The following is a 7,632-nucleotide window of genomic DNA, read 5'->3' as shown; positions in this document are numbered from 1 at the left end:
GCGCGGCGGGGGCGGCGGTGGCCAGCGGGTTGGCGACCCGGCCGTGTACGACGTCGAAGCCCTCGTCCCGTTCGGCGCGGTCGTGGAAGCCGCCGCCGAGCAACTGTTCGCGGTTGAGCGCGACCCGGTCGAACTCGGGGGCCAGCAGCCCGAAGTCGTCGTAGTTGTCGGCGAGTTCGGGGTGCGCGGCGTGGTAGCGCTCGATCTCCGCGCGGACCATGGACCAGAACTCGTCCTCGGGCAGTGCCAGATGCTCGGCCAGCAGCGGGGCGAAGAACCGGAAGTGGCCGGCGAAGATCGCGCTGAGCAGCGAGTGCGCGAGTTCGTGCGCCGGCCAGCGCAGCAGTACCGCGCTCGCCCGCTCGGTGAGCGAGCGGTAGGCGGGGTGGTCTCCGGGCAGCAGGTTGACGTCCTCGGCGAAGTCCTTCACCGCGATGCCCAGCGGCACCTCCTGCTGGTCGTAGAGGACGACGGTGTTCTCACCGTGCGGGCAGAACGCCACACCGTAGTGGTAGAGGTGGTGCAGCAGTCCGGGCAGCAGGGCGGCGAGGAAGCGTTCCACCCAGGCGCGCGGGGTGAGGCCGGAACGGTCGACCAGTTCGGCGACGAGCGTGCGGCCGTCGCTGCCGGTCTTCAGAAGCGCGGCCATCGTGCGGGCCCGCTCCCCGTCCTGGAGGAGGGCGGCGACGGGCTCGCGCCAGACGGCGCCGAAGAGTTCGTGGTAGCGGTAGGGCGCGTCGGCGACGGACTCGTAGAGCGGGTGGCGGACCGCGACCGCGGCGACCTCGCCGAGCGGATGGAAGCGCAGCTCGTCCCGCAGGTGGGGGTCGCTGTCGCGCAGTTGGTGCAGCCAGGCGCTCACATCGGGTGCGGCGCGGGTGGGTTCGGTGGACAGTCCGCGCCACACCAGGGTGTTGCGGATCATCAACGGCACCTTGACGTTGCGCCGTTCGGGATGGTCGAGGTTGGCGAGGGTGCGGATGGACTGCAGGGGGCGGTAGCGGTCCTGGCTCTCCCCCAGCCGCACGATCCGGCCGTCGGCGAGGTAGGCGCAGAAGAGAGTCCGGACGGCCTCGTCCCAGTGGAACGGGTGGACGGGCAGCCAGACGAAGTCGGCCGGGTCCAGGCCGCCGGCCCGGCACCGCTCGGCGAGAACGGAGGTGTAGTGGGCGATGGTCTCGGCGCCCAGCTCCTCCTCCAGCAGACTGTCGGCGTCCAGTCCGGGAACACCGGAGTAGGTGGCGAGCGTGGAGTGCACGGCGACCCACACCAGGCGGATCTCGCCCGCGGACTCCGGCGCGTAGACGGCGGCGTCGGAGGCCGAGAAGCCGAGCCGGCCCTTGTTGAGCAGCATGCAGGGGTGGCCGTCCTGGTACGCCTCCAGTTCGAGGTGGTCCAGGTCGGCGAGGTCGGCGGCGGGCAGCTCCCGGGTCAGGGCCTGGGCGTCGGCCTGCCGGGTGGCGGTGAGTTCGCGCAGTACCTCGGCCGTGGTGGGGCCGTCCCAGCCGAGGGTGGCGCGGGCGTCCAGCAGGAAGCGCTCGGGGCTGGTCCGGGCGTCGACCTCGTCCGGTCGGCGGCACAGGCTGTCCGGGTCGAGGCGCCAGGTGCCGAAGGTGCCCCGGGTGGCGCGGAAGGTCCACACGGCGTCGCCGAAGTCCAGGCGGTGGCCGCCGGGGGTGTCCGGGTCGGGTTCCGGGGTCAGCAGCTCCTCGTAGGCGAACTCCTCGATCGCCTTCAGCAGCAGCCGCCGTCCTGCCGTGTGCCAGGCGTCGCGGGCGGGGTGGTTCATGCGTGGGTCTCCTCGGCGGGTGCGCGGCGCGGTGCGGGGACCGGCGCGGTGGTGGCGGTGTGCCCGGCCGCCGTGGGCTCGGCGGTGGTGGCCGGGACGGCGGTCCCGGTGACGGGCGGGACGCGGTCGGGCGGCGGGGTACGGTCGCTCGGCGCCTCGGCCGACCGGTCGCGGCGGTCGCGGCGGTCGGGCCGGATCGTGGCGAGCAGGCTGGCGCAGACCATCAGGACTGCCGCGATGAGCAGCGGCAGCGCGAGTTCGCGCGAGACGGCGGCGGCCGCGACCAGCGGGGCGGCGATCAGGCCGACCGAACGCACGGTCTCCACCGCCGTGAAGGCCGGGCCCCTGGTGCCGGTGGCCCGGAACATCACCAGTTCGACGGCGACCTGCCCGAAGCCCAGCCCGAGTCCGAACAGGACGCGGCCCGCGGCCAGCGCCGGGAGTCCGGAGGCCACGTACTGGCAGGCCAGTCCGGCGGCTGCGAGCAGCAGTCCGATCGGCAGCAGCCGGTCGCCGAGCCGGTTGTGGACGCGGCGTACGGCGACGAGGGCGACCAGCGCGGCGACGCTGGGCAGGAAGAACAGCACGGCCGCGCCGACCGCGCCGCTGCCCATGTCGGTGGCGAGTTGGGTGAAGAAGGGCCGCACTACGGTGCTCGCCGCGTCGAAGGCGACGCCGATGAGCGCCGCCTGGGCGAGCAGCAGCAGCCACAGCCGACGGCGGCGCGGCCGCCCGGCGGGTGCCTCCTCGGCCGCGTCCTCACCGGTCGGCTGCTCGGCCGGCAGGCGGCCCAGCACGCGGACGATGAGCACCGCGAGCACCACGTCCAGCAGGGCGAACGCGGAGATGCCCACGCGCGGTTCGGGCAGCGCGAGCACTCCCGCGCCGGTCATCGTCGCGACGACCGTGGCCAGGTGGAAGACGACCACGATCGAGCAGACGCCGGCGATCCTGGCCTGGTCGGGGTGGGTGTTCTGCTCGGCGTGCCGGGCATGCTCGTTGATGAACGCCGGGTAGGCGAGCAGCAGCGCCGCGTTGGTGGCCACCGAGGCGGCGGAGAGCACGGTGAAGGCGGCGTAGCTGGGCGCCAGACCGAGGGAGAGGTCCAGGACGGCCGCGCCGCACAGCCCGGTCAGCACCAGTTTGTGCAGCGGCCAGCGCCGGGCGGCCAGCCCCCACAGCGGGAGCGCGGCCAGCCCGACGATGCGGCAGACCCACAGGTAGAAGCCGGTCGCCGAGGGGTCGTGGACGTCGAAGAGTTCGGCGAACAGCTGCGGCAGGAAGGGGGCGAGCGCGGTTTCGGAGACCAGGTAGAGGCCGATGACGGCGATGAGTACGGCGCGGGCGTGCCGCCCGGGTCCGCTGCGGGCCGCCGTCGGCCGCTCGACGGCCGCGCTCACTGCGCTATGCCGCTGGGGGCGGCGGCCCGTGGGGCGCGCGGTGCGGGCAGCCGCGGCGTGCGGGGCGCGCCGAAGGTGGTCCAGGCCGTGCGGTCGGGGACGGGTACGACGGGCTTGCCGACGACGGAGTTGAGGATGGTCGCGGCGCGCCAGGCGCCGAGCGTGAGGTCGGGGGCGCCGACGCCGTGGGTGTGCATCTCGGCGTTCTGGACGTAGAGTTCGCCGCTCGCCCCGGGGCGCAGGGCGACCCGGTACTCGCCGTCGACGCGGTAGCGTCCGTGCTCGTCCCAGTCGATCAGCCCGGCGTCCGCCGACAGGAAGTCCGGTCGCAGCGCGGCGTAGCCGCTGGCGGAGACGACGGCACTGGTGTGGAAGGTGAACTCGCTCTCCTGCTGGGAGTGGCGGCAGGTGAGCCGGTAGCCGTCGGCGACCGGCTCGGCGGCCAGCAGTTCCACGCCGGGGTGCAGCCCGGCGCGTGGGGTGCCGCCGCCGATGGTGCGCTCGTACAGCTCGTCGTGGATCTCGCCGAGCGTCTGCTCGCTGACGCCCTTGTAGAGCTGCCACTGTTCGCGCACGAGTTGTTCGCGGCGTTCCTCCGGCAGGGCGCGGAAGTAGTGGATGTAGTCGGGGGTGAAGTGCTCCAGGCCGAGCTTGGAGTACTCCATGGGGGCGAACGCGGGGGTGCGGGCGAGCCAGCGGACGAACGGGCCGCCCTGGCCCTGGCCGTCCTGGGTGCGGATCAGGTCGAGGGCGACCTCGGCTCCGGACTGGCCGGCGCCGATGACGGTGACGTCCTCGAGTGCGGCGAGCGCGGCGCGGTGGGTGCGGTAGTCGGCGCTGTGCAGGATCCGGCTGTGGTGGGTGTCGCCGGTGAGCGCGTTCAGCGGTTCGGGCAGGACGGGGCTGGTGCCCACGCCGAGCACGACGCGCCGGGCCAGTACCCGCCGCTCCGCACCGGCGGACGAGCGGTGGGTGAGGGCGAAGGCGTCGGCGGCCTCGTCCCAGACCAGCGCGGTGACACGTGCGTCGAAGCGGCAGGACGGCAGCGACTCGGCGACCCAGCGGCAGTAGTGGTCGTACTCGCGGCGCGGGATGTGGAAGCGCTCGGAGAAGAAGAACGGGAACATCCGCTCGTGGGACTTCAGGTAGTTGAGGTAGCTCCACGGACTGGTCGGGTCGGCCATGGTGACCAGGTCGGCGAGGAAGGGCACCTGGAGAACGGTGCCCTCCATCAGCAGGCCGGGGTGCCAGGAGAAGGCCGGCTTGGCGTCCAGGAAGAGGGTGGACAGGGCGGGCACGCCGTCGGCGAGCGCCGCGAGCGAGAGGTTGAACGGTCCGATGCCCACGCCGACCAGGTCGTACACGTGGGATTCAGGGGTCGCTGTCACCGCAGGGCCTCCGCGAGAGGGTTGGGAAGATCGATGTAGACGGACTGGGTGTGGACGTCGCCGACGAGTTCGTCGAGGCCGTCCACGCAGGTGAGGTAGTTGCCCTTGCAGCGCAGGACGGGCGCGTCGAGCAGCAGGTCGAGCAGGCCCCGGGCGCCGGGCTCGGTCGCGCGCAGCCGCTCCAGGGCGCCCCGGGCCGTGGCGAGCAGGTCCTCCTCGGCGGCCAGGCCGAGGGCGCCGAACGCCCCTATGAGGCCGAGGAGGTTGTTGATGCCCAGGTAGTAGGCGACACGTTCGTCGACGAAGCTGTCGTCGAAGACGATCTCGACGCCGTCGGTGGCGCCGGGCAGCAGCCGTTCGAGTTCGGCGGCGCGGGAGGCCGCGACGTAGTAGCCCTGGCTGTCCCGATACCAGCCGCCGTCCGGCAGGCCGTCGGGGGCCAGGTGGACGAGGGTGTTCTGGTGGTGGGGTTCGAGGGCGACGCCGTAGCGGGCCTGGAGCCTGATCAGCGGTGTCACCACGGCGTCGAGGTAGGCCAGCAGCCAGCGGCTGGCCGCCTCGGCGCGCTCCAGGCCGTGTGCGGCGGCGGTGCGTCGGACGGCGGGGACGAGGAGGGCGCGGTGGCCGGGTTCGGTTCCGTCGCCTGGGCCGGGGCGTTCGGCGAGCAGGCCGGCCACGCACAGCGCGTCGGTGTCGCCGCCGTGGAAGGGGTTGTCCCGCACGGCGGTCTCCAGGCCGGTCTCGGTGTCGCCACGACCGGCGGAGACCCATGCGAAGTCGCGCAGGATGCCGAAGCCCGGGTGTTCGGCGGCGAGCCACTTGAGCGGGCCGGCGGCCAGCAGCCGGGCGGCGGAGACGCCCAGGCGCATCTCGCCGCGCAGGTTGTTGCGGCGGGAGTTGGTGATGCGCATGCCGAGGGAGAGTTTGAGCATCACGGCGGCGTCGGGCCGGTGCACGGTACGGACCGAGGAGGTCGGGTACCAGTGCGGGCCGTGGACGCCGAGGGAGTGCAGGCTGCCCTCCTCCAGCAGTCGGCGCGCCTGCGGGCGGGCGAGGATCTCCCGGGCCTGCCAGGGGTGCGCGGGGATCGCGACGGTGTCCTTGGGCAGGTGGTTCTCCGCCAGCCCGGCGGCCTCGGCGAGCGGGCGCAGTACCTCCGTCTCCAGGGCGCCGTCGGCGCTCTCCCCCACCAGTTCGTCGCGGTGGACGGCGAACCAGTGCGGCGCGAAGGAACCTCGCAACTCGGGCGAGTAGACGTCGAGTTCGTGGGCGGACGCCTCCTCACGGCTCTTCGGCGCGGGGTGGAACGGGTGCCCGAGCAGCAGTGCCTGCTCGCTGTCGAGGAAGGGGGTGGGGCCGGCGGCGTTCTCCCCCTCCGCGCGGCGGGCGGTCAGATGGGCGGCGGTGCGCTGGGCGGAGTTGAGCACCCGGCCGACGGCGTCCGCGCCGAGCTGCGGTGGCGCGCCGCGTCCCTGGGTGGTCTCCCGGATGGCGGCGGCGGCCACCAGCGCGATGTCGGCGGGGGCGGTCGTGCCGTCGGGAGTGAGCAGGCGCGCGGGGCCGAAACGGTGCCAGCCGGTGGCCGAGCGGTGCCGCACCGGAACACGCAGGGTCACGCCGCTGGCGGGCATCGTCAGGACCAGCTGCTCACCGGTGGCGGGCACGTCGGTGCCGGTCTCCCGCACGTAGGCACGCAGCAGGCTCTCGGCGGCCAGCGCGTCGGCGGCGAGCAGCGGATCGGGGTGGTCCAGCGGATCGGCGGCGGACAGCGGGTCGGTCATGTGCGTCACTCTCGTCTCTACCTCGTCGGGCGCGACCCGTCGGTCAGGCATCCGGTCAGAGCATGTGTCGGGCGGCCGGCGGGTGGCCGAGGAAGTGCGGCATGGCGAACTCCCAGCCGTAGGAGCCGGCATAGGGGAAGACCACCAGGTCTCCGGCGCGCACCCGGTCGACGTGGATGTCGCGCAGCAGGGTGTCCTCGGGGGTGCAGAGTTCCCCGACGACGGTGAGCCGGGTGTCGGAGGCCTCGGGCCTGGGCAGGTCGGCCGGCCAGTGCGGCACCGGGAGGACGGCGATGTTGTGCACGATGTCCCAGGAGGTGGGCAGCTGGAAGTGGTTGATTCCGCCGCGCAGCATGACGTAGGCGTGGCCGTAGGAGGTCTTCACGTCCGTGACCTCGGCGGCGTACCAGCCGCAGTCGGCGACCAGGAAACGGCCGGGTTCCAGCACCACGCGCACCCCGCCCGGGGGCGGGCACTGGGCGATCAGCTCGCCGAAGCGCTTGGTGTCGAACGGCTCCTCGCCCTCGAAGTTGACGCCGATGCCGCCGCCGATGTCGATCTGCCGCAGGTCGATGCCGTGCTCGACGGCGGTGGCCGTGCTCCACTCGACGCACCAACGCAGGTACGCGGCCTGGCTGTCGGCGTCGAGGTTGTTGGAGGCGGCGTGGATGTGGAAGCCGACGAGGTCCAGGCCGGGCAGCGCGCGGGCGGCGCGCAGCACCTCGGGCACGTCCGGCTCGGCGACGCCGAACTGGCTGGGTTGGCCGCCCATGTGGAGTGATCCGGTGACGGGTATCTCGGCGGGGTTGACGCGCAGCGCGACGCGCGCGGTGACGCCCTCGGCGGTGGCGATGGCGCTGATCCGGTGGAGCTCCAGCAGGCTCTCGGCGTTGACGGCGGCCACGTCCGCCCTGACCAGATCGGTCAGCACGGGCAGCGACTTGGCCGGTCCGGCGGCGACGATAGGCGCGGGGCCGGCCTCGCGTGTGGGCAACGCGTCCAGCGCCAGGGCGAGTTCGCTGCGGGAGGCGACTTCGAAGCCGTCTACGTGCGGGGCGAGGGCGGCCAGTACGCCGGGGTAGGCGTTCGCCTTGACCGCGTAGTAGACCTCGGCCCACTCGGGCAGGGCGTCGCGCAGTTCGCGGGCGCGGCCGGCGGCGACCTCGCCGTCGTAGACGTACGCGGCCAGTGGTTCCCCGCCGGTGGAGGCGAGTTCGAGCAGCCGCTCGCGCACCCGAGTGGGAAGGGTGTCGAGCGGGTGGGCGGACCGGGGC

The 7,632-nt window shown here is 73.4% G+C and carries 5 protein-coding genes; all 5 read right to left on the bottom strand.

The genetic code is table 11. The features are described 5' to 3' along the window. A partial coding sequence (locus FNX44_RS20855; protein ID WP_143650120.1) for an IucA/IucC family protein occupies nucleotides 1-1,789 on the bottom strand: 1,789 nt, incomplete at its 3' end. Further along, a complete protein-coding gene (locus FNX44_RS29735) occupies nucleotides 1,786-3,189 on the bottom strand; it encodes an MFS transporter (protein ID WP_143650119.1) in 1,404 nt (467 codons plus the stop codon). The genes FNX44_RS29735 and FNX44_RS20855, both read right to left, overlap by 4 nt. Continuing rightward, nucleotides 3,186-4,577: a lysine N(6)-hydroxylase/L-ornithine N(5)-oxygenase family protein gene (locus FNX44_RS20845; RefSeq protein WP_143650117.1), complete on the bottom strand. Its 1,392-nt coding sequence runs from the start codon at nucleotides 4,575-4,577 to the stop codon at nucleotides 3,186-3,188. Before FNX44_RS20845 ends, FNX44_RS29735 begins: the two co-directional genes overlap by 4 nt. Beyond that, entirely contained in the window at nucleotides 4,574-6,358 is a 1,785-nt protein-coding gene (locus FNX44_RS20840; RefSeq protein ID WP_143650115.1) for an IucA/IucC family protein, read from the bottom strand. Before FNX44_RS20840 ends, FNX44_RS20845 begins: the two co-directional genes overlap by 4 nt. A gap of 55 nt (nucleotides 6,359-6,413) precedes the next feature. Next, nucleotides 6,414-7,632 (bottom strand): alanine racemase (locus tag FNX44_RS20835; RefSeq protein WP_143650113.1); only part of this gene is annotated, 1,219 nt, incomplete at its 5' end.

Source organism: Streptomyces alkaliterrae (assembly GCF_007097205.2).
In the GTDB taxonomy this organism is placed as follows: Bacteria; Actinomycetota; Actinomycetes; order Streptomycetales; family Streptomycetaceae; genus Streptomyces; species Streptomyces alkaliterrae.
The sequence above is the reverse complement of the archived record's forward strand: the minus strand, read 5'-3'. Positions and strand labels throughout refer to the sequence as shown.